At 69.5% G+C, this 18,925-nt stretch carries 15 protein-coding genes and 1 tRNA gene; 4 read left to right on the top strand and 12 right to left on the bottom strand.

Features of this window, described 5'->3' with window-relative positions; translation table 11 throughout:
• Nucleotides 1-50: 50 nt before the first annotated feature.
• A complete protein-coding gene (locus FXO23_RS28815; protein WP_246257973.1) occupies nucleotides 51-1,052 on the top strand; it encodes a coiled-coil domain-containing protein in 1,002 nt (333 codons plus the stop codon).
• A gap of 264 nt (nucleotides 1,053-1,316) precedes the next feature.
• Here the strand turns inward: FXO23_RS28815 and FXO23_RS28810 are convergent, their stop codons facing one another.
• The gene (locus tag FXO23_RS28810; RefSeq protein ID WP_158888614.1) at nucleotides 1,317-2,660 is read right to left on the bottom strand and encodes an amidase; all 1,344 of its coding nucleotides are present in this window, start codon (nucleotides 2,658-2,660) and stop codon (nucleotides 1,317-1,319) included.
• Between the two features lie 168 nt (nucleotides 2,661-2,828).
• Here FXO23_RS28810 and FXO23_RS28805 point away from each other — a divergent pair, with 168 nt between their 5' ends.
• Together FXO23_RS28805 and FXO23_RS28800 are read left to right on the top strand one after the other, a co-directional pair.
• Entirely contained in the window at nucleotides 2,829-3,575 is a 747-nt protein-coding gene (locus tag FXO23_RS28805) for a GAF and ANTAR domain-containing protein (RefSeq protein WP_158888613.1), read from the top strand.
• 58 nt (nucleotides 3,576-3,633) lie between these two features.
• Nucleotides 3,634-4,359, top strand: coding sequence for a GAF and ANTAR domain-containing protein (locus FXO23_RS28800; protein ID WP_158888612.1), 726 nt, complete (start codon nucleotides 3,634-3,636; stop codon nucleotides 4,357-4,359).
• 145 nt (nucleotides 4,360-4,504) lie between these two features.
• Here FXO23_RS28800 and FXO23_RS28795 read toward each other — a convergent pair.
• The 3 genes from FXO23_RS28795 to FXO23_RS28785 all read right to left on the bottom strand — a co-directional run bounded on the left by FXO23_RS28795 (nucleotide 4,505) and on the right by FXO23_RS28785 (nucleotide 7,025).
• Nucleotides 4,505-4,578 (bottom strand) — tRNA-Leu (locus tag FXO23_RS28795).
• Between the two features lie 30 nt (nucleotides 4,579-4,608).
• A complete protein-coding gene (locus FXO23_RS28790; RefSeq protein WP_158888611.1) occupies nucleotides 4,609-5,931 on the bottom strand; it encodes an NAD(P)/FAD-dependent oxidoreductase in 1,323 nt (440 codons plus the stop codon).
• Between the two features lie 341 nt (nucleotides 5,932-6,272).
• Nucleotides 6,273-7,025: a uracil-DNA glycosylase gene (locus FXO23_RS28785; protein ID WP_158888610.1), complete on the bottom strand. Its 753-nt coding sequence runs from the start codon at nucleotides 7,023-7,025 to the stop codon at nucleotides 6,273-6,275.
• Between FXO23_RS28785 and FXO23_RS28780 the strand changes: the two genes are divergently transcribed.
• Nucleotides 7,024-8,493: a S10 family peptidase gene (locus tag FXO23_RS28780; RefSeq protein WP_158888609.1), complete on the top strand. Its 1,470-nt coding sequence runs from the start codon at nucleotides 7,024-7,026 to the stop codon at nucleotides 8,491-8,493. The two genes, FXO23_RS28785 and FXO23_RS28780, sit on opposite strands and share 2 nt — an antisense overlap.
• Before the next feature lie 7 nt (nucleotides 8,494-8,500).
• Here FXO23_RS28780 and FXO23_RS28775 read toward each other — a convergent pair whose 3' ends face one another.
• The 8 genes from FXO23_RS28775 to FXO23_RS28740 form a co-directional block, all read right to left on the bottom strand.
• Complete coding sequence (locus FXO23_RS28775; RefSeq protein WP_158888608.1) at nucleotides 8,501-10,006, bottom strand: dolichyl-phosphate-mannose--protein mannosyltransferase; 1,506 nt, start codon at nucleotides 10,004-10,006, stop codon at nucleotides 8,501-8,503.
• Nucleotides 10,007-10,101: 95 nt separating this feature from the next.
• Nucleotides 10,102-11,832, bottom strand: coding sequence for a S8 family serine peptidase (locus FXO23_RS28770; protein ID WP_158888607.1), 1,731 nt, complete (start codon nucleotides 11,830-11,832; stop codon nucleotides 10,102-10,104).
• Nucleotides 11,833-11,906: 74 nt separating this feature from the next.
• Nucleotides 11,907-12,905 carry an ABC transporter ATP-binding protein gene (locus FXO23_RS28765; RefSeq protein ID WP_158888606.1) on the bottom strand — a complete coding sequence of 333 codons (999 nt, stop codon included), beginning with the start codon at nucleotides 12,903-12,905 and terminating at the stop codon, nucleotides 11,907-11,909.
• Nucleotides 12,898-13,899, bottom strand: a complete 1,002-nt coding sequence (locus FXO23_RS28760; RefSeq protein ID WP_179956903.1) for an ABC transporter ATP-binding protein — start codon at nucleotides 13,897-13,899, stop codon at nucleotides 12,898-12,900. The genes FXO23_RS28765 and FXO23_RS28760 overlap by 8 nt, the downstream gene beginning before the upstream one ends.
• A gap of 5 nt (nucleotides 13,900-13,904) precedes the next feature.
• A complete protein-coding gene (locus FXO23_RS28755; RefSeq protein ID WP_158888605.1) occupies nucleotides 13,905-14,864 on the bottom strand; it encodes an ABC transporter permease in 960 nt (319 codons plus the stop codon).
• The gene (locus FXO23_RS28750; protein WP_158888604.1) at nucleotides 14,857-15,783 is read right to left on the bottom strand and encodes an ABC transporter permease; all 927 of its coding nucleotides are present in this window, start codon (nucleotides 15,781-15,783) and stop codon (nucleotides 14,857-14,859) included. Before FXO23_RS28750 ends, FXO23_RS28755 begins: the two co-directional genes overlap by 8 nt.
• A gap of 63 nt (nucleotides 15,784-15,846) precedes the next feature.
• Nucleotides 15,847-17,484, bottom strand: a complete 1,638-nt coding sequence (locus tag FXO23_RS28745) for a peptide ABC transporter substrate-binding protein (protein WP_158888603.1) — start codon at nucleotides 17,482-17,484, stop codon at nucleotides 15,847-15,849.
• Nucleotides 17,485-17,668: 184 nt separating this feature from the next.
• Nucleotides 17,669-18,631: a Ppx/GppA phosphatase family protein gene (locus FXO23_RS28740; RefSeq protein ID WP_158888602.1), complete on the bottom strand. Its 963-nt coding sequence runs from the start codon at nucleotides 18,629-18,631 to the stop codon at nucleotides 17,669-17,671.
• Nucleotides 18,632-18,925 lie beyond the last annotated feature (294 nt).

The following is an 18,925-nucleotide window of genomic DNA, read 5'->3' as shown; positions in this document are numbered from 1 at the left end:
ACGCCCCGCCTGACGCCGACGACACGCGGTACGCAGGTACCGTCGTTGCCATGGTTTCCGAGCGCGACAATGGCCTTATTCCCCTCCGGCGTGAATACGACCAGGCCTGGCACGGCTTCGATCGCAACCAGGTGCGCCAGTACCTCGACCACCTCGAGGCGCATCTGCGGCGCATCATGTCGGAACGCGATTCGGCGGTCGTCCAGGCGAACACGCTGTCCCGGGAACTGGACAACGCGCGCGGCGAGATCATCCGCCTGCGCAACCGCGTCGAGGAGCTGAAGAAACCGCCCGAGCGGCTGGAGGATCTCGACGAGCGCATGCAGCGCACCGCCGAGCTGGCCAACGCGCGGGCCGAGGAGATCGTCACCCGCGCCCAGGTCGCGGCGGAGAAGCACTGGGCCGCGTCCACCGAGGTGTCGACGCAGCTGCGCGAGCGCTACACGAAGCTGATCACCGAGCTCGACGCGCACGCCGAGGCGCTGCACGCGGAGCACCAGGCGGCGCTGGAGGCCACGCAGAACGAGGTGCGGCAGCTGACCGTCGAGGCCGCGCGGCGCCGGGAACAGCTCGACGCCGAAGCCGAACGCAAGCGCCGCAACATCGAACGCGAATTCGACGCGTCGATGACCGCGCAGCGCAACGCGCTCGAGAAGCACGTCGCCGATCAGCGGACCGCGAGCAAGAACCAGGCCGAACGGCGGATCGCCGAGGCCACCGCGGAGGCCAAGCGCCGCCTGGACGAGGCGACCGCGGAGGCCAAGCGGCGGCTGGACGAGGCCACCCGGGAGGCCGAGCAGCGGACCACGGCGGCCACCGAGAAGGTCGAGAAGCTCGCCAAGATCCGCGAGGAGGCCCGCACGCGGCTGCAGGCGGCCGACGAGATCCTGGCGCGCAGCGAATCGGCGCTGACCCCGTTGAAGGAGGAGTCCTCGGTCGCGGACAACTCCGCCCCGGTCGGCGAAGCCACCGAGCACCCGACGCAACCGGCGACCAAACCGGCCCCGGGCCCCCGCGACAAGAAGCAACCCCAACCCGCCGCCAAGGGCTGACCCAGCTTCCCCGCCCACCCGTCAACGCCCCGAACGCCGCATTGGGTACCTTCAACGCCCCCAATGCCGCATTGGGGGACTTCGGTACTTGGGTGAGGGCGCGCTTCGTCGGCGAAGTGCGGGGTCCTTGCGTGCGCAACAAGGGCACGCTTCCCCCAAAGTGCCACCTCCCCGGCAAGCCGCGCCCCCAATGCGGCGTTCGTAACCCTCAACGCCCCGAAAGCCACATTGGGTACTTCCAACGCCCCGAATGCCACATTGGGATCACGGGGTTCCCGGGGTGCGCGGCCACGGGTTGACGCGTTCCAGGTAGGCGGCGAGGCCGAGCAGGCGCGCCTCCCCGCCGGGCGCGGCGACCAGCTGCACCCCGATCGGCAGGCCGGTCGCCGGATGGCGCCCGACCGGCACGGTCATCGCCGGATAACCCGCGAGGTTCCACAGCCCGGCGAATCCGGCGAGCCGGATCGACGGGAAGGCGTTGGCCGGCCAGGACCGCTCGTGCCAGCGGCGAGCCTTCGGCGGCAGGGTCGCGAGCATCGGGGTGACCAGGACGTCGTGCCGGGCGAAGAACTCCTCGGCCCGCGCGATCCACCGGTTCGCCGTCCCGGGCCGCACCAGCCCGGCGCCGCGCAGCACCTGGCCGACGCGCACGTGCACGCGCGTGCGCCGCTGCAGCAGTGCCGGATCGAGCCCCTCGGCGGCCACCTGCGCGGCCGGTCCGGCGAACCAGCGCGCGAGGATCCCGGCGACCGGTTCCACGCCGTAGCGCGGGGTGTCCGGTACGACCCGGTGCCCGGCCGTGGCGAGCAGATCGCCCACCCGGCCGACCGCGGCGCGCAGCGGCCCGGGCACCGGCGCCCGGGTCAGCGGCACGCGGGTCGACACGGCGATCCGCGATTCACCGGGTTCGGTCAAATCGGCGAGCTCGGGCCGTTCGGCGAGCACCCCGAGCAGCAGGGCGGCGTCGGCGACCGTGGTCGCCAGCGCGCCGTGCGTGGACATGCCGTACCAGCCCGGCGCAATGGTTTCGGGAATGACCCCGGCCCCCGGTTTGATCCCGACCAGGCCACACATCGCCGACGGCAGCCGCACCGAACCGAGGCCGTCGGTGCCGTGCGCGATCGGCACCATCCCGGCCGCGACCGCCGCGGAACTGCCGCCCGATGAACCACCCGAGGTGTACGCGGGCTCCCACGGGTTGCGCGCGATGCCGTCCGGGCCGTCGCTCATCGGCCAGACGCACAGTTCCGGCACCCGGACCAGCCCGACGATCACCGCACCGGCGGCCCGCAGCCGGCGCACCACGTCGTGGTCCGCCGTGGCCGGGATGTCCGGGAACGCCCGCGATCCCCATTGCGCGTACTCGCCGGTGACCTCGGCGACGTCCTTCACCGCGACCGGCACCCCGGCCAGCGGCAGTTCGGCGAGATCGGCCCGCCCGGCCAGCGCACGCGCCTCGGCGAGCGCCTGTTCGCCCCGGACCAGCCGGAACGCCCCGACCACCGGATCGGCCGCCGCGATGCGGTCCAGCGCCCGCCGGGTCACCTCGACCGGATCCAGTTCACCGCCGCGCACCGCCCGCGCGAGCTCCGCCGCCGTCGTCACCATGATCGGACTCTAACGGTTCCGCGGCCACCTGTGTCCACAATGGACCTATATTCGGGTTGCCGGTTCGGGTACGACGAATGCGACCGGCCGCCGAATCTGACACGATTACTGACTCGGCGGACATGCCGCGCGGGTGCGCGCGGCCGGAGATAACCGAAGGCGATTGCGGTGGTGGTCGGCGAGGGCACCGGCGGTGTCGACCGGGTCGCGCGGGTGTGGGCGTGGGTCTCGGAGTACGCGGGAAGTCGGGATACGACGGATTCGGTGGGTGCCCTGTGCGAAACCATGGTTGCCCGGCTGGGGGTGTCCGGCGCCTGGCTCACGGTTTTCGGCAGCCGGCAGACCTCCGACGAGCGGTACACCACCGGCGAACTCGCCGTGCGGTTGGCGGATCTGCAGGTCATGGTCGGCGAAGGGCCGTCCGCGGATGCCCGGCGGACCGGGGGCCCGGTGCTCGTGCCCGTCCTCGACGCCCAGGAGGTGCAGCGCCGCTGGCCCCTGTTCGTGCCGCTGGCGGTCGAGGCGGGCGCGCGGGCGCTGTTCACGTTGCCGCTGTCCGTGGGAGCGATCCGGCTCGGCGTGCTGGCGCTGTACCGGGTGGAGCGGGGCCCGCTGCCGCCCGACGGGCTGGCGGATTCGCTGATCTTCGCCGGGCTGGCCCGGCAGCTGCTGCTCGCCGAGAAGGACGGGTTGCTTCTCGGCGAGCACGGCGCGGCCGGCCTGGGCTACCGGCTCAGCAATCCGCGGATCCATCAGGCCACCGGGATGATCGCCGGACAGCTCGGCGTGGGCGTGGAAGAAGCCTTCGCCCGGCTGCGCGCGCGAGCGTTCGCCGACCATCGTCCGCTGGCCGAAGTGGCCGCCGACGTGGTGACCCGTCACCTTCGATTCGAGCCGGGAGGGGAGACCGAATGAACCGCACACCCGCGCACGCGATGCTCGTATGCTGGGAAAGCTGGAGGAGGCGAACGAGATGAGTCAAGAACGCCTCGTCGACGCTTTCGTGGAGCTCGCGGACACGCTGATCGACGATTTCGACGTGCTCGAATTCCTGCACCTGCTGGTCGACCGGTGTGTAGAACTGCTCGATGTCGACGCCGCCGGTCTCCTGCTGGCCAACGCGACTGGCGAACTGCAGCTGATCGCCAGTTCCCACGAACAGATCCGGGTCCTCGAGGTTCTCCAGTTGCAGCACAACGAAGGCCCGTGCCTGGAGGCCTACCGCTCCGGGTTACCGGTGAGCGACCTCGACCTGACCGCCAGCCGCGAACGCTGGCCGCATTTCACCCCCACGGCCCTCGCCGCCGGTTACGGTTCGGTGCACGCCCTGCCCATGCGCCTGCGCACCGATGTCATCGGCGCCCTCAGCCTGTTCCGCGTCACCACCGGCGCCTGGAACCGGACCGCCCTGCGCACCGCACAGGCCCTCGTCGCCGTGGCCACCATCGGCCTGCTGCAGGAACGCGCGATCCGGAGCCAGGAAATGCTCACCGAACAACTCCAGACCGCCCTGAACAGCCGCGTGGTCATCGAACAGGCCAAAGGCCTGCTCGCCGCCCGCCTCGGCGTCGACATGCCCCAAGCCTTCACCGCGCTTCGCTTCTACGCCCGGACCCACAACCTCAAACTGAGCGAGGTGGCGGACAACGTCGTCACCGGCTCCATCGACCCGAACGGCTTCGCCACCCCACCCACCTGACCCCGAAACCCAAGCAAGCAGCGAACAATCTGCGACGGTTTCCCAATGCACCTACCGGGCGGGGTGTGGGGGTCGCACCCCCACAAGACACGACGAGCGATCCCGGTCCGCGCTCCCCGCGGACACACTCCGCCCAATCAGCGAGTGCCCCCGACGGGGTTCGAACCCGCACTGGGTCGATTTTAAGTCGACTGCCTCTGCCAATTGGGCTACGGGGGCACCGCTCAGCCTAATGCGGTGCCCCGCGGGTCAGGACTGGGAGGCCCTGGCGAACTCTTCCTTCGGGTTGTTGATCTGCCCGAGCGAGATGACTTCGCGGCGGAACAGGCCGCCGAGGGCCCAGTCGAAGACGATCCGGACCTTGCGGTTGAAGGTCGGCATGGCCTTGACGTGGTAGGCGCGGTGGAAGACCCAGGCCGGGAAGCCCTTGATCTTCAGGTTCAGCGCGTCCGCGACGCCCTTGTGCAGGCCCAGGCTGGCCACGGCGCCGAGGTTCTTGTGGAAGTAGTCCTTCGCCTTGCCGCCGCGCAGCACCTTGATGATGTTCTTGGCCAGGTGGCGGGCCTGCCGGACGGCGTGCTGGGCGTTCGGCGGGCAGGTCGCGGTGGGGTCGGCCTCGGTGCGCGCGAGGTCCGGCACGGCCGCGTTGTCGCCGGCGCTCCACACGTCCGGGTGGCCGACGACCTGCATACCGGCGGTGACCTGGACCCGGCCGCGCTTGTCGATCGGCAGGTCCGAGTTGGCCAGCACCGGGTTGGCCTTCACCCCGGCGGTCCAGATGATCGTGTCGCTGTCGAACTCGGTGCCGTCGGAAAGCACGACGTGCCCGCCCTCGAACGACTTGGCGGCGGTCGACAGGAAGACCTCGATCCCGCGCTTCTCCAACTGCTCGACGGTCCACACGCCGAGGGTCTCGCGCACCTCGGGCAGGATCCGGCCGGCCGCTTCGACGAGCACCCAGCGGATGTCCTCCGGCTCGATGTTCTCGTAGTAGCGGCACGCGAAGCGGGTCATGTCCTCCAGCTCGGCCAGCGCCTCGATACCCGCGAACCCGCCGCCGACGACGGTGAACGTGAGCAGGCGCTTGCGCAGGTCCGGATCCAGCGTGCTGGCGGCCTCGTCGAGCTTGGTCAGCACGTGGTTGCGGAGGTAGATCGCCTCGCCGATGGTCTTGAAGGCGATGCCCTGCTCGGCGAGCCCCGGGATCGGCAGAATCCGGGCGACCGCGCCGAGGGCGACCACCAGCACGTCGTAGGACAGCTGCTCGACGTGCCCGTCGGCGGCTTCGACGGTGACCGACTTGCGCTCGTGCTCGATCTTGGTCACGCGGGCGGTGAGCACATGGCATCGCCGGAGCGCCCGGCGCAGCGGAACCACCACGTGCCGCGGCTCGATCGCGCCGGCCGCCGCCTCCGGGAGGAAGGGCTGGTAGGTCATGTGCGGCTGCGGGTCCACCACGGTGACGGAGGCTTCGTTGGCGCGCAGCTTCTTTTGGAGGCCCAGCGCCGTGTAGAGCCCGACGTACCCACCACCGAGGATCAGGATCCGAGTCGGTTCCGCCTTTGTTGCCATGGTTATATCCTCCCACCTCTTCCCGCAGGTCGCTCGCGGACCCCGCGCCGCTGTGACCCCGGTCGCCGCCATTTCGGCAACGATTCAGTCCTGGTAGCTCAGTGCCCTTCCGAGAACTCGCTCCGCGATCACGTCGCCAGGGCGCTCCTCGACGAGGCACGCTCGGCTTCATGCCGTCGGGCGCCCTGCCGCCGCGATAGCGGGGGCCTTCGGCCCGGCGAGTTCCCTGGCGCGAGTCCACAGGTCACTTCTGTTTTCAGATGCACTGTCAATTCCTACTCCAGCTTCACCCGCCGTACCCCACGCGCGCGAGGGATCAACGGTCGCGTTCTGCCCGGGACCTAGGTCCCGTCCCCGAGCCCGGCCTTGCGCGCCGCGTCCGTGAGGACCGCGCGCAGCATCGCCGGGGTCAGCCGTCCGGTCTGGGTGTTGCGCTGCGACACGTGGTAGCTGCCCAGCAGGTGGAGTTCGCTCGGCCCGCCGAGGACCAGGCAGGCGCCGTGCCCGAACACCGGCCGGGGCCGGGGGATCCGCCAGCCCGCGTCGGCGAGCACCGGGAGCAGCGCCTGCCAGCCGAACGCGCCGAGCACGACGACCGCCCGCAGGGTCGGCCGCAGCAGCTCGAGTTCCCGGGCCAGCCACGGGCGGCAGGCGTCCCGTTCGGCCGGGGTGGGCTTGTTCTCCGGCGGGGCGCAGTGCACCGGCGCGGTGACCCGGGTGCCCCGCAACTCCAGGCCGTCACCGAGGTGGGTCGACTCCGGCTGGGAGGCCAGTCCCACGTCGTAGAGCGCCTGGAAGAGCACGTCACCGGACCGGTCGCCGGTGAACATCCGGCCGGTGCGGTTCCCGCCGTGGGCGGCCGGGGCCAGGCCGACGATGGCGAGCGCGGCGTCGGGCGGGCCGAACCCCGGGACCGGGCGACCCCAGTAGGTCTCGTCCCGGAACGCCGCGCGCTTGGTCCGGGCGACGTCCTCCCGCCACCTGACCAGTCGCGGGCAGGCCCGGCAGCCGCTGACCGCGGCGTCCAGGCCGGCGAGCGTACTGGGCGGTCGCTTGGTCACCGGACCATTGTCCTCGACTAGGTTTGATCTCATGCCGGACACCACCGAGGAGCCGACCACCGAGTCCGCCGCCGAGCCGACCGACGACCTGGTCACCACGCAGCACACGCTGACCGTCAAGCGCCGCAAACTGGCCTATACGGCGCAGACCGGACGCATCGTGCTGCGCAAGGAGGTGCTGACCGACGGCAAGTTCGACGGGCACGTCGCCAAGGCCGAGGTGTTCCTGACGTCGTACACGCTGGACGGGGCCGAACCGGGCACCCGGCCGGTGACGTTCGCGTTCAACGGCGGGCCCGGATCGTCGAGCGTCTGGCTGCACATGGGCATCCTGGGCCCGCGCCGGGTCGTCTCGGGTGACGTCGACTCGCCGGAGCCGCCGCCGTACCGGCTGGTGGACAACGCGGACACGCTCCTCGCGCAGAGCGATCTGGTGTTCATCGATCCGGTGTCCACCGGGTACTCGCGGGCGGCGACCGGCGAGAAGCCGAAGGAGTACCACGGGTTCACCGCCGACGTGGAGTCCGTCGCCGAGATCATCCGCCTGTGGACCTCGCGCAACGGCCGCTGGCTGTCGCCGAAGTTCCTGGCCGGCGAGTCCTACGGCACCCTGCGCGCGGCCGCGCTCGCCGGGCACCTGCAGGACCGCCACGGGCTGTACCTGAACGGCCTGCTGCTCATCTCCTCGGTCCTGGACATGGGCACGATCCGCTTCACCGAGGGCAACGACACCCCGTACCCGCTGTTCGTGCCGACCTACGCGGCGATCGCGCACTACCACGGGCTGCACGGCGACCGGCCGCTCGACGACGTGCTCGCCGACGCCGAGGACTTCGCGTCCCGCGACCTCCCCTGGGCACTCGCCCGCGGCGCGCGGCTCTCCGCGGCCGAGCGCACCGAGGCCGTCCGCACCCTCGCCTCCCTGACCGGGCTGGACGAGTCCTATGTGGACCGGGTGAACCTGCGCATCGAACACGTCCGCTTCTTCACCGAACTGCTGCGCGACCGCGGCCTGGTGACCGGCCGGATGGACGGCCGCTTCACCACCTGGGAGCCCGACGGCGGTCGCGAGCTGATGAGCGACGACGCCTCGATCTCCCGCATGATCGGCGCCTACGCGGCGGGTTTCAACCACTACGTGCGCGGGGAACTGGACTACGCCAACGATCTCCCCTACGAGATCCTCTCCATGGACGTGAACCGCGCCTGGTCGTACGCGGACTTCGAGGGCCGCGCGGTGTCCGCTGTGGACGGTCTGAGCGCGGCGATGCGCGCGAACCCGCACCTGAAGCTGCACGTCGCCATGGGCCACTACGACGGCGCGACCCCGTACTTCGCCGCCGAACACGTGCTCGCGCACCTCGCGATTCCCGACGAGCTGCGGAAGAACATCGAAACGGCGTACTACCCGGCCGGGCACATGATGTACGTGCACGAGGAATCCCGGGTACGGCAGGGCAAGGACCTCGCCGCCTTCATCCGCTCCGCCTCGAACCGGTGACCGCGGATCAGCGCCACGAGGGCAGCCACAGTTCCGCCTGCCAGTGGTCGTTGGTGATCGGCACGGCGTTCAGGACCGGCCAGAGCCACGCGAAGTTGGCCACCACCAGGCCGATGTAGCAGGAAACGGCGAGGAGGCCGGTGCCCCGCCGTTCGAAGCCCGCCTTCGCCGCGCCGAGCACCTGCCCCAGGACCAGGACGACGCCCAGGACCAGGAAGGCCGCCACGGGCGTCATGTAGAAGAAGTACATCTGGCGGTCGAGGTTGGTGAACCACGGCAGCAGCCCGCCCAGGTAGACGGTCAGCACGGCGGCATAACGCCAGTCCAGCCGGAACACCGCGCGCCACAGGCCCCAGCCGAGCACGGGCAGGGCGAGCCACCACAGGGCGGGTGTGCCGATGAGCATGGTGGCCCGGACGCAGCCGGAGCAGCCGGTCTGGTGCGCGTCGTAGGAGTACAGCATCGGGCGCAGCCCCATTGGCCACGTCCACGGTTTGGATTCCCACGGATGGGGATCCCCCGCGGGCGTCGCGAGGCTCTCGTGGAAATCGAGGACCTTGATGGCGTTGTACGCCAGCGAACGAAGCGCGCCAGGGACGAAGGTGAGCGTGTGCGCCACCGCGTACTCGGTCTCGGCGGCGTGCCGGTCGATGCCGGTCTCGCTGGCGAACCAGGCCCACCACGTCGCGAGATAAACCCCGATCGGGATGAGCACCAGCGCCCACAGGGCGGGCGCGACGTCCCGGCGCAGCGTCCCCAGCCAGGGCCGGTCCACGCCCGCGGTTCTGCGGGCGGTCGCGTCGAACAGGACGCTCAGGATCCCGAGCGCCAGGACGAACCACAGGCCGCTCCACTTGACCCCGCACGCGAGTCCCAGGCAGACCCCGGCCCCGGCCCGCCACCAGCGGACGCCGAGGCGGGGACCCCACGGGGACGTGAGCCAGCCCCGCTCGACCGCCTCGGCGAGCCGGTTCCGCACCTGGGCGCGGTCGGCCAGCAGGCAACCGAACGCACCCAGGATCAGCGGCGCCAGAAAGGCGTCGAGCATTCCGATCCGGGATTGGACGTGCGAGAAACCGTCGCAGATGAGCAGGATTCCGGCGACCGCGCCGAGAAAGGTCGAACCGGTCAGCCGCCGGGCGATCCGGATGATCAGCAGAATCGTCAGCGTCCCGGCGATGGCCGCGGCGATCCGCCAGCCGACGGGCTGGTAACCGAACAGCCACTCGCCCAGGGCGATGAACTGCTTGCCGAGCGGCGGATGCACGATGTACCGGTAACCGGGGTTGTCCTCGTAGCCGCCGTTGCGCAGCATCTCCCACGCCTGCCGCGCGTAGTACTTCTCGTCGAAGATCGGGGTGCCGCCGTCGGTCGCGTAGCCCAGATCCCGCAACCGGACGAAACCGCCCACCACCGTGAGCACCAGGGTCACGACCCACGACCGGAGCTTGTCGCCGGGCAGCTGCTGCCCGCGCAACAACCGAGACCGCTCAAGATCGACCCCGGTACCCATCAACCCCCGAACCTACCTACTGGTAAACCGATGTCATGAGGGGACCCCTCCAGACGGAATTTGTCTGGAGGGGTCCCCTCATGGAACTCGCGGGGTCAGCGGAGATGGGCGGCGCCGCGGGTGACGGCGGACCAGGCGTCCACCGCGCCGTGGCCGTAGAAGCCGTTGAAGTCCGGGGTTCCCTCGCAGGTCGCCGTGAAGGAGGCGTCCCGGCCTTCCTTGAGGTAGTCGACCGTCCGCGGCACCGGGCAGGCGATCTTCGCGGCCGTGCCCTCGAGCACCCGCTGCACGGCGTCCGGGTTCAGGCCGAAGCCGCCGCGGCCCGGTTTGCCGTACTGCGAAACGATCAGCGCGGCGACGCCGGACGCGTGCGGGGCCGCCATCGAGGTGCCCTGCAGGTACTGGTAGTACCCGACGCTGCCGTCGGCGGCCACGGCCTTCTGCACGCCGGCCGCCTCGCCCGCCGGGGTCACGTTGCCCGCGGCGTCGATCTTGCCCGAGGCCACGCCGACGTTGCGCGGGTAGGTGGACAGGATCTGGTTCTCGTTGGTGCGGTACCACGGGGTGCCGTAGTAATCGCGGAAGTAGCCGCCGGGGGCGGAGACGGAAATCTGCTCCAGGCCGTAGTTCGAGTAGTCGGCCTTCGCCTGGGACGGCCCGAAGGACGACACACCGAGCGCGTGGTTCCCTTCGACCGGCAGCGAAACGCACGAGGAGTTGTCGATCGTGCGGGGATGGGCGCTGTCGCTCGGGTAGTTCGGGCTCGAGGTGTCGGGTTGCGGTGCGCCGAGGTCGCTGTGCTGGTTGCCGAGCGCGGCGATCTCGGTGACGCCCTTGCGGTGGGCGTAGTCGAGCGCCCGGTTCACCGCGGCGGTGATGGTGCGTTGCTCGAGCTGCTGGGCGGGGGTGTCGGCCGGGTTCGCGGCGCAGTTGTAGAGCCACGGGTCGACGTAGTACGACATGTTGACCACGTCGATGCCCGCGTCGCCCGCATAGGTCAGGGCGTCGACGGTGGGCTGGAGGAAGAAGCTGCCCGAGTCCTGGCCCGCGCGGATGTTCACCAGGGTGACCCCGGGCGCGACGCCGGAGACGCCGAACCCGTTGGCGGCCGCGGCGATCGTGCCCGCGACATGCGTGCCGTGGCCGTTGTCGTCGTGGTCGGCCGGGTCCACGCAGCCGCGGTACTCGCACGGCCCGTCGACGACGGCGCCCTTCTCGTCGGTCGGGATGTCGCGGGTGAAGTTCCGCGATGCGGCGGCGTCGAAGTTCGGCGCGATGTCCGGATGCGTGCCGTCCACCCCGGTGTCGATGACGCCGACCTTGACCCGCTTGCCCCCGGGCTGCTTGGTGCGCGCGAGGTCCGAGCGGACGGACTTCAGGCCCCAGAGCTTGTCGTCCAGGGGGTCGAGCCCGGTGGGGGCGGCCGCGGCGGTCTTGCCCTGGGGCGCGGCCTGGCGGTCCGAGTGCTGGCCTTCCTTTTCCACGACGTCCGGTTTCGGGGCGGGCTTCCGGGTGGGCGCCTTGCCGATGGCCTTCGCCTTCGCCGCGCCGTAGATCACCCGGTTGGCCGACACCCGCTCGGCGAAGCCGTTCTCCGGGGCGGTCGCGGTGATCAGGCCGACCGCGGAGTTCGTGTGCACCACCGTGCCGCCGGAATCGCGGATAGCCTGTTCGGCGGCGGAAACGCTCTGCCCTTCGGCGGCCAGAACCGTGAATTCGGTGGCGGCGCCGGAAAGTTCGGGTTGTGCCGTGGCAACGGGAGCGGCGACGATTCCGCCGACCAGCGGTACCGCGAGGGCGGCAATTAGCAGCCTGGTTTTCTTCACTGACTCCTCCTCGGAAAACGGTAATCGCAACGTACAGAAAGGGTGGCGGGAATGGAACGATTTACCGACGAAAGTCAGGGGACGACGACCTTCTCTTCGGCGAAGTGGCAGGCACTCGGATGCTCCCCCGCCCGGGTGAGCAATTGCGGGGTTTCCGCCGCGCAGAGGTCCTGGGCCTTCCAGCAGCGGGTGCGGAACCGGCAGCCGGACGGCGGGTCGATCGGGCTCGGCACATCGCCTTCCAGCCGGATCGTCTGGCGGCGCCCGCGCAAGGCCGGATCGGCCACCGGCACCGCGGAGAGCAGGGCCTGGGTGTACGGATGCGCGGGGTGGCTGTAAATCTCGTCTTCGGTGCCTATTTCGACAAACTTTCCCAAATACATGACGGCGACCCTGGTCGAAAGGTGCCGCACCACCGAAAGGTCGTGCGCGATGAAAACATAGGACAGGCCGAATTCGGTTTGCAGTTCGTCGAGCAGGTTCATCACCTGCGCCTGGATCGACACGTCGAGCGCCGACACCGGCTCGTCGCAGATGATCACCTTGGGGCGCAACGCGAGCGCCCGCGCGATGCCGATCCGCTGCCGCTGCCCGCCGGAGAACTGGTGCGGGTACCGGTTGATGTGCTCCGGATTCAGCCCGACGACGTCGAGCAGCTCGCGCACCTTCGCCGCCCGGGAACCCTTCGGCGCCACCTCGGCGTGGATCTCGAACGGTTCGCCTACGATGTCGCCGACGGTCATCCGCGGATTGAGCGAGGTGTACGGGTCCTGGAGCACGATCTGGATGTCGCGGCGCAGCCGCCGCAGTTCCGGTCCGCGCATGGTGAACATGTCGCGGCCCTCGAACAGCGCGGTGCCGCTGGTCGGTTCCTCCAGCCGCATGAGCACCTGCGCGAGCGTCGACTTCCCGCAGCCGGATTCGCCGACGATCCCGAGCGTTTCCCCGGGGTAGAGCTCGAACGACACCCCGTCGACGGCCTTGACGTGCCCGACCGTGCGCTTGAACACCACGCCGACCTGCACCGGGAAATGCTTGACCAGCCCGGTGACCTGGAGGATCGGATCAGGCACGGGAAACCACCTCTTCGGCGAAATGACAGGCGCTCACGCGCCCGAAACCGATGCTGTGCCCGGCGGGCTGCTCGGTCCGGCAACGGTCCTCGGCCCGCTTGCAGCGCGGGTGGAACGGGCAGCCCGGCGGGATCTTCAGCAGGCTCGGCGGCAGGCCGGTGATGGTCTCCAGGGTCTTGCCCTTGAGGTCCAGCCGGGGCAGGGAGTTCATCAGCGCCGCCGTGTACGGGTGTCCCGGCGCGCGGAACAACTCGTGCACGTCGGCCTGCTCCACGATCCGGCCCGCGTACATCACCGCGATCCGGTCCGCGACCTCGGCCACCACGCCCAGGTCGTGGGTGATCAGGATCAGCCCCATCCGCCGCTCGGCCTGGATCTCCGCGAGCAGGTCCATGATCTGCGCCTGCACGGTGACGTCCAGCGCGGTCGTCGGCTCGTCGGCGATCAGCAGTTCCGGGTCGAGCGCCAGCGCCATCGCGATCATCGCGCGCTGCCGCATCCCGCCGGAGAACTGGTGCGGGTACTCGCGCACCCGCCGGGATGCCCCCGGGATCCGCACCTGGTCGAGCAGTTCGATCGCGCGGGCCTTCGCCTCCCGCCGGGACATCCCCAGCCGGAGCCGGAGCTGCTCCTCGATCTGGAAACCGACGGTGAACACCGGGTTCAGCGCGGACAGCGCGTCCTGGAAGATCATCGCGATCCCGCCGCCCCGGATCTCCCGCCGCCGCTGCGGGCTCGCGGTCAGCAGATCCTCGCCGTGGAACCGGATCGTGCCGCCGGTGACCACCGCGGGCGGCACGTCGAGGATGCCCATGACGGTCTGCGCGGTCACGCTCTTCCCCGAGCCCGACTCGCCGAGCACGGCCAGCGTCTCGCCCGCGCGCACCCGGTAGTCCACGCCGTTGAGGACCTTGGCCACCCCGTCCGCCGTGCGGAACTCGACGTGCAGATCCTCGATCTCCAGCAACGTTTCCGCATCCTCCACTGTGGACATTCAAGTCACCTGGCCTTGGGGTCGAGCGCTTCGCGGATGGCATCGCCGAGCATGACGAAGGCCAGCACGGTCATGGTCAGGAAACCCGCCGGGAACAGCAGCAGATGCGGCGCCGCGCGGATGTAGTTGCGCGCGTCGTTGATCATCACGCCCCAGGACACCACCGGCGCGCGCAGCCCGATGCCCAGGTAGGACAGCGTGGCCTCCAGCGCGATGAACGCGCCGAGCGCGATGGTGGAGTAGACCAGCACCGGGGCGAGGCAGTTCGGCAGCAGGTGCCGGACGATGATCCGCCAGCCGCTCGCGCCCAGCGCCTTCGCCGCCTTCACGTAGTCCTGCTGCTTGGCGGTGATCGCCGTGGACCGCATGATCCGCATCGACACCGGCCAGGACAGCACCGCGATGGACAGCACCACCTGGATCACGATGCGCGCCGCACCGGCGTTGCCGGCCGCGTTCAGCGTCGTCAGGATCACGATCGCGCCGAGCACGAACGGCAGCCCGAAGAAGATGTCCGCGATCCGCGAGGCGATCGTGTCGAGCCAGCCGCCGTAGAAGCCGCCGACGATCCCGAGCACCCCGCCGAGCAGCACCGCGCCGATCGTCGCGAGCAACCCGACCACGATCGACGCGCGGGCCCCGTGGATCACCCGGGCGTAGATGTCGTAACCCTGGTTGTCGTAGCCGAACCACGCCTGTGCCGACGGGCCCTGCCGCTGCCGGGCCAGGTCCCCGACCGTCGGGTCGACCGAGGTGAACAGCTGCGGGAACGCGGCCATCACCAGGACCAGCACGATCAGCGCCGAGGAGATCCAGAACATCGGGCGGCGCCGCAGTTCCCGCCAGGCGTCGCCGAACAGGCCCCGCGGTTTGCCCGGCTCGCCGCCGGTCTCGGGCGCGGTGACGAACTCCCCGGCGTGTTCGGTGAGCGCGGCTCCAGAGGCCGCGGCATTGGGATCAGTCATAGCGAATCCTCGGGTCGAGCACGCCGTAGAGCAGGTCGATCAGCAGGTTCATGAACAGGTAGACCAGCACGAGCAGGACCACCAGGCCGGTCACCGTGGCGCCCTCCTTGGTCTGGATCGACTTGAAGATGAGCCCGCCGATCCCGGGGATGTTGAAGATCCCCTCGGTGACGATCGCGCCGCCCATGAACGCGCCGAGATCGGTGCCCAGGAAGGTGATCACCGGGATCGCGGAATTGCGCAGCATGTGCACGCCGACCACCCGTTGCGGGGTGAGGCCCTTCGCGATCGCCGTGCGCACGTAGTCCGAACGCCGGTTCTCGGCGATGCTCGCCCTGGTCAGCCTCGCCACATACGCCATGGACAGGCTGGCCAGCACGAACCCGGGCACGATCAGTTCGCCGAAGGTCGCCTCGGAGGAGACCGTCGGGCTGATGATTCCCCATTCCATCCCGAGAACGAGCTGCAGGACGTAACCGGTGACGAACACCGGAATGGAGATCAGGAACAGCGTGGACACCAGGACCAGGCTGTCCAGGAAACCGCGCTTGCGGAGTCCGGTGATGATGCCCGCGGTGATCCCGATGACCGCTTCCACGATCAGCGCGACGATGGCCAGCCGCAGGGTCACCGGATAGGCGTTCGCGATGTGCTCGCTGACCGGCACCCCGGAGAAGGTTTCCCCGAAATCGCCCTGGAGCAGGTTCCAGATGTATTTGACGTACTGGATGAAGATGTTGTCGTCGAGGTTGAACTTCTCGCTCATGGCGTCGATGTAGGCATCCGGGCAGTCGCGTTCACCGCACTTACCGGCGAACGGGTCCCCGGGCACCGCCCACACCATGACGTAGATCAGGAAAGTGGTGCCGAGAAAAACCGGAACCATTTGCAATAGCCGGCGAAGGACGTAACGACCCACGATAACTCCTCGGAAACCGGATTCGGGCCCGCCCCAGCGCGGTGGGCGGGCCCGAATCCGTCGTCACGCGACTTCGACGGTGGCGAGGTCGAGCTTGCGGAACGGGTCGAGTTTGGCCACCTTCAGGCGGTTCGACTTACCGCTGATGGTGTTCTGCGTCCACAGTGGAACGACCGGCATGTCCTGCAGGATCATGCGTTCCGCCTCGAGGTAGAGCCGGATGCCCTCGTCCTCGCTCTTCGCGTGGTCCGCTTCGGCCAGTTTCGCGTCCACCGCGGGGCTGGAGTACTCGCCGTCGTTGGACGAGGTTCCGGTCTTGTACAGCGGGTTGAGCCAGTTCTCGATCGACGGGTAGTCGGCGATCCAGCCGGCCCGGTACATGTCGCTCATTCCGCGCGAGTTCACCTTCTGGCGGAAGTCACCGAAGCTGGTCGCCGGTTCGAACACGCAGTCGATGTTCAGCGTGTTCTTGATGCTGTTGGCCACCGCGGTCGCCCATTCCGAGTGCCCGCCGTCGGTGTTCGACAGCACCTTGAGCTGCCCGGTGAAGCCGGACTTCGCCAGGTATTCCTTGGCCTTGGCCGGGTTGTAGGTGCAGAACTCGCCGCACTGGCCCTTCAGGTAGCCCTTCATCAGCGGGTGCACCAGGCCGTCCGCCGGCTGGCGGCTGCCCTCGTAGATCCGCTGCGTGATCTCCTCGCGGTTGATCGCCATGGAGATCGCCTTGCGCAGGTCCGGGTTCTTGTACTTCTCCTGGTAGAGCGGGAAGGCCAGGGTCTGGTTGTTCAGCGTCTGGCGTTCGATCGCGCGGTCGGCGAGGTCGGTCTTGTACTGCTTCCCGGCCATCGCGTTCGGCGGCAGTTCCTCCATGAAGTCCAGCTTGTTGCCGACGATGTCGGCGTAGGCGGCTTCGCGGCTCTGGTAGACCTTGAACGTCAGGTCCTTGAACTTCGGCTTGTCCGCCCCGGTGTACTCGTCGAACCGGGTCAGCTTGATCTCGGTGCCGACCTGCCGGGAAACGAATTTGAACGGCCCGTTGCCGATCGGCTTGGCCTCGAACCCGGCCTTGTCGGCGAAGAAGGAATCGGGCATCGGGGAGAACGTCTCGTAGCCCAGTTTCGTCTTGAACACCGGTGACGAATCGCGCAGCGTGACCTCGAAGGTGTGGTCGTCGATCACCTTCAGCCCGGACATCTTGTCGGTGGCGGGCGTGGGCGCCTTCTGCGGGCCGCTCTGGCCGTCCGGGTCCTTGGGGTGCACCTCGTCGTAGCCCTGGATGTCGGCGAAGAAACTGCCACCCTGCGTCGCGTTCGGGCCGTAGGCGCCCCAGTTCCACGCGTCGACGAAGTTCTTCGCCTTCACCTCGGTGCCGTCGTGGAACTTCCAGCCCTTTTTGATCTTGATGGTGTAGACCTTGGCTTCGACATCGGTGATCGAATCGGCCATCGCGTTCTCGACCGCGGTGGTGTCGGAGTTGTATTCGACCAGGCCGGTGAACAGCGCGCTGATCACCTGGCTACCGCCGAATTCCGTGGTGTTGCTCGGCACCAGCGGATTTTCCGGTTCGGTGTTGAACACCGTGATACCGGCGTCCTTGTTCGTCGTTCCCCCGGAGTTGTCGCCGCCTCCGCCGCAGCCCGTGAGTACCAGCGCCGCCGAAGTCATCAGCGCCCCCGCCGCGGCCCATCGCGATCTCCGCATATCCCCTCCAACTCGGGTTGACCCGGGACAACGCACGTGGGTGGCACCGCGTCTCCCGCAAGGTGAGAAGACGTTAGCCGGATGGGTTATCCCGATCACAGAAGCGGACATTGCGAAAGGGTCACGATGAAGTGCCGACCTCGATCGGCTCAGCACTTTAGTCGTATTTGGTCCACCGGACGGGCTAGGCGGATTCGGCGAGTGATAACGCGATGCCGTCCAGGATGTCGTGCTCGCTCACCACGAGATCGGCCGGGCCGCCGCGCTCGGCGAACTGCTCGGCGAGCGCCTGGACGACCACCGCGCCGCCGCCGATGACGTCCACCCGGCCGGGGTGGATGACCGGATTCGCCGCGCGCGTGGCGTGGTCGACGGTGAGCAGTTCGCCGGCCACGCGGTCGATGTCCGCGCGGGACAGCCGGGACAGGTGGGTGCGCTCGGAGTCGTACTCGGGGAGTCCCTGCGCCACCGCGGAAAGCGTGGTGATGGTCCCGGCGACGCCGATCCAGGTCTTCGCCTTCGACACGTCCACCGCGTCGAACGCCTCGGCGAGGACCTCGGCGGCGAGCGTGCGCGCGGCCTCGACCTCGGCCGGGGCGGGCGGATCGGATTTGAGGGCGCGTTCGGTGATGCGCACGCAGCCGATGTCCACCGAGCGCGCGGCGGTCACCTCGGCCCGGCGGCCGTCCCAGTCGCCGAGGACCAGTTCGGTGGAGCCGCCGCCGACGTCGACCACGAGGAACGGGCCGTCGTCCGGATCCTGCTCGCCGACCGCGCCGGTGAACGACAGGCGCGCCTCCTCGTCGCCGCTGATCACCTCGGCCTCGGTGCCGAGGACCTCGCGGGTCATGGCGAAGAACTCGTCCCGGTTGCTCGCGTCGCGGGTGGCCGAGGTCGCGACCATCCGCACCCGCTCGACCCCCTTGCGCCGCGCGGCGACCGCGTAGTCGACCAGGGCGACCCGGGTGCGCTCGAGCGCTTCGGGCGCGAGCCGGCCGGTGGCGTCCACGCCCTGGCCGAGCCGGACGATCCGCATCTCCCGGTGCAGGTCGCGCAGGTCGACCGTGCCGTCGTGGCGATGCGTCAGCTCGGCGACGAGCAGGCGGATGGAGTTGGTCCCACAGTCGATGGCGGCAACACGAGGCATACCGCCACCCTAACCAACCTCCCCGCAGGTCACGTGCTCGGCGACGGCGGAGTGGACGAGCCGCTGGTCGGACACGGCGGCAATGTGGGTGAGGTCGGCGGTGTCGGACTCGTGGTCTGCGTCGTACACGTCGGTGGATTCGGGCTCAGCGTCGGAGGCTTGGAGCTGGGGCCCGTGTTCGGCGGGAGCTGCGAGCCGGTCGTGTCCTTGGTGCTGCTCGACGGCGGCGGGTTGCTGCTCTGCGGCGGCGCCGGGGTGGTGATCGGCGCGGGCGGCGGTGGCACCGGCGGGGGC

Source organism: Amycolatopsis anabasis, from assembly GCF_009765355.1.
Lineage (GTDB): Bacteria > Actinomycetota > Actinomycetes > Mycobacteriales > Pseudonocardiaceae > Amycolatopsis > Amycolatopsis anabasis.
Note: the sequence above shows the minus strand (reverse complement) of the source record. Positions and strands in the feature narration are given on the sequence as shown.

Bases quoted from the DNA above. Each gene is read 5' to 3' on its own strand.
- FXO23_RS28755 (WP_158888605.1), bottom strand. From the start codon at position 14,864: ATGACTGATCCCAATGCCGCGGCCTCTGGAGCCGCGCTCACCGAACAC.
- FXO23_RS28810 (WP_158888614.1), bottom strand. From the start codon at position 2,660: ATGGTGACGACGGCGGCGGAGCTCGCGCGGGCGGTGCGCGGCGGTGAA.
- FXO23_RS28815 (WP_246257973.1), top strand. From the start codon at position 51: ATGGTTTCCGAGCGCGACAATGGCCTTATTCCCCTCCGGCGTGAATAC.
- FXO23_RS28780 (WP_158888609.1), top strand. From the start codon at position 7,024: ATGCCGGACACCACCGAGGAGCCGACCACCGAGTCCGCCGCCGAGCCG.
- FXO23_RS28745 (WP_158888603.1), bottom strand. From the start codon at position 17,484: ATGCGGAGATCGCGATGGGCCGCGGCGGGGGCGCTGATGACTTCGGCG.
- FXO23_RS28775 (WP_158888608.1), bottom strand. From the start codon at position 10,006: ATGGGTACCGGGGTCGATCTTGAGCGGTCTCGGTTGTTGCGCGGGCAG.
- FXO23_RS28790 (WP_158888611.1), bottom strand. From the start codon at position 5,931: ATGGCAACAAAGGCGGAACCGACTCGGATCCTGATCCTCGGTGGTGGG.
- FXO23_RS28740 (WP_158888602.1), bottom strand. From the start codon at position 18,631: ATGCCTCGTGTTGCCGCCATCGACTGTGGGACCAACTCCATCCGCCTG.
- FXO23_RS28760 (WP_179956903.1), bottom strand. From the start codon at position 13,899: ATGTCCACAGTGGAGGATGCGGAAACGTTGCTGGAGATCGAGGATCTG.
- FXO23_RS28785 (WP_158888610.1), bottom strand. From the start codon at position 7,025: ATGAGATCAAACCTAGTCGAGGACAATGGTCCGGTGACCAAGCGACCG.
- FXO23_RS28800 (WP_158888612.1), top strand. From the start codon at position 3,634: ATGAGTCAAGAACGCCTCGTCGACGCTTTCGTGGAGCTCGCGGACACG.